The organism is Pseudomonas sp. (genome assembly GCF_049645325.1).
In the GTDB taxonomy this organism is placed as follows: Bacteria; Pseudomonadota; Gammaproteobacteria; order Pseudomonadales; family Pseudomonadaceae; genus Aquipseudomonas.
In genome coordinates this window covers 1-2,158 of the sequence record NZ_JBARTQ010000567.1, presented here as the reverse complement: position 1 = coordinate 2,158, position 2,158 = coordinate 1, and the positions used below count along the sequence as shown (strand labels likewise).

The 2,158-nt window shown below is 59.9% G+C and carries 2 protein-coding genes and 1 pseudogene; 1 reads left to right on the top strand and 2 read right to left on the bottom strand.

All coding sequences use genetic code 11. From position 1 onward, the window contains the following. Nucleotides 1–469, bottom strand: a pseudogene (locus WBB95_RS23730) (NAD synthetase); the annotation flags it as partial. Between the two features lie 186 nt (nucleotides 470–655). Between WBB95_RS23730 and WBB95_RS23725 the strand changes: the two are divergent. Continuing rightward, nucleotides 656–1,144: an Hcp family type VI secretion system effector gene (locus tag WBB95_RS23725; RefSeq protein WP_424489776.1), complete on the top strand. Its 489-nt coding sequence runs from the start codon at nucleotides 656–658 to the stop codon at nucleotides 1,142–1,144. Between the two features lie 15 nt (nucleotides 1,145–1,159). Here the strand turns inward: WBB95_RS23725 and WBB95_RS23720 are convergent, their stop codons facing one another. Beyond that, nucleotides 1,160–1,996: a 5'-nucleotidase, lipoprotein e(P4) family gene (locus tag WBB95_RS23720; protein ID WP_424489775.1), complete on the bottom strand. Its 837-nt coding sequence runs from the start codon at nucleotides 1,994–1,996 to the stop codon at nucleotides 1,160–1,162. Nucleotides 1,997–2,158 lie beyond the last annotated feature (162 nt).

Sequence of the window (2,158 nt, the reverse complement as noted above, 5' to 3'; positions counted from 1 at the left end):
GACCTAGCCCGATGATGCATTGGGTAACGCTGGCAGCTAAGGCGGCCTGGCCCAGAAACGTAATCACCACACTCGCGCCCGCCGTAAAGGGGACCAACATCACTCCACTTGTCACGACTATCCAACTCAGTATTGCCCCCGCACACGTCACCGCCGTGCCAATTGCCTCCGCCACCAATCTCGACTCCCTTGGCTCATGCTCCAACATCCGCTTGAACTCCGCAGGCCCGACATACCTGGGCGCTTCACGCAGCACCACTTTCTTCGGCTCCACACTGCAAATAGCCTGAAACTCGCGCAGGGTTACCACGTTGACTTCCGCGTCGATATACACCACCCCCGCACCAATCAGCGCCGGGTCCGCATCGATGGCAAAAAACAGCCGACGCATATCAATACTGCTTTCAATGCGCTGACGCGTAGTGCGGTGGGCCGTGGGAAATCCATCTCTCAACAGGGACGCAGTCATCTTTAACGCCTGGTTTTTGCGGGAGCCCAGAGCCAAAAGACGAGCAGGCATCTATGACTGTCGGAAGCTTCGCCATTTCACGTCGGGTGCGTCTCTATCACGCCTTGGCGTCTTGCGTGCAGCGTGGCGGCTGATGAAAAGTGCGCCCCACGTCACTACCGACGCACACCAAGGCAGGGAGCACACATGGCAGTCGATATGTTTTTGAAACTGGGCGATATCAAGGGCGAATCCACGGACCAGGCCCATCGCGACGAAATTGATATCACCGAATGGGCGTGGGGAATGTCGCAATCGGGATCGATGCATAGCGGCACCGGAGGTGGCGCAGGCAAGGTCGATATTGCCAACCTGAACCTGAAAAAACCGCTGGATAAATCCAGCCCCAATCTGATGATGGCCTGCGCCAGTGGCAAGCATTACCCCGAAGCCAGGCTGGTGCTGCGCAAGGCGGGCGGAAGCAGCCCGGTGGAGTATCTGGTGATGACACTCAAGGAGGTGATGGTGGTGTCTTACAGCACCAGCGCCGAGAACAGCGCCGATGTGCTGCATGACAGTTTTGCCCTGAGTTTTGCCACGGTTGACGTCAGCTACCAGCCACAAAAGGCCGACGGCGGCAAGGACGGCGGCCCGGTGAAGTTTGGCTGGAATATCCGGCAAAACGTGAAAGCCTGAGCCTTCGCCGAAGGGCTATTCCTGCAGTTGCAACGCCTGTTGCTTGAGCTTGCGCTTCTGTTCAAACGGCAACTTCTCATCATCCCCATACGGCGCGCTGTACCAGTTGCCGTAACTCGGGTTGGGCAGCAGAAACCAGCGTTGCCCCAGCCAGCTCACATAGGGTTCGACTGCCTTGCGCTGTTCCGCGAGGGTGTTGTGTTCGGCCTGCACGAAATCACCCAGTGAGTCGCCGGCCATCAACAGTACGCGGGCGTGGCTGGCGACCCATTGGCGGCGGCAGGTCTTGCCGTAACCGGCGCTTTCGCAGTGGCCGGTGGGTGTGCTGGCGGCCAGGACCTGTTCATCATGTTCAACCGGGAAACCGCGCAGGCGCAGGTTGGCGACGGTGGCGGCGACCTGGCTGTGCTCGCGGTTGGTGAGGTAGTAGACCTGGATGCCTTTTTGATGGGCGGCTCGCAGGAACGCCACTGCGCCGGGTAGCGGCTGGGCCTTGGCCTGGTCGACCCAGGTGTTCCAGCGGTCGTAGGAATACACTTGGTTATTGATGATGTCGCGGGCGTTGAGGGGGACGTTGTCGAGCAGGGTTTCGTCGATATCGACCACCACGGCCGGCGGTAGGCCGCTCAGGTTGCGAGGGGGGAAGGGCAGTGCGTCCCAGGTTGGGTCGGCCAGGGCTACGTCGAGTTGGCGGGTGGCGTTGGCGAACAGTTGGCGGTAGATGAGCTCGTGTTCGATGGAGGTTTGGGTCCAGAGCACGGCGTCGAGTTGGTCGTTGGCGGGTGGGGTTTGTTGGCAGCCTGCCAGGGCGGTGGTCAGCAGGCAGACGCTGGCGAAGATCAGGTTTCGCATGGTGGGGGCTCGGGTTGGAGGGGGTTGGGCGGTACCTTAGCCTAAAGGGGTGTTTGTGTTCACCTTGAGCGGTGGTGAGTTTGGTGGGTTTTTTGGGGGGTGGGCATATCCGTTATTTGGGTGATGGCTTCTATGGGTTCCGCTCTTACAGCGGGTCACTTT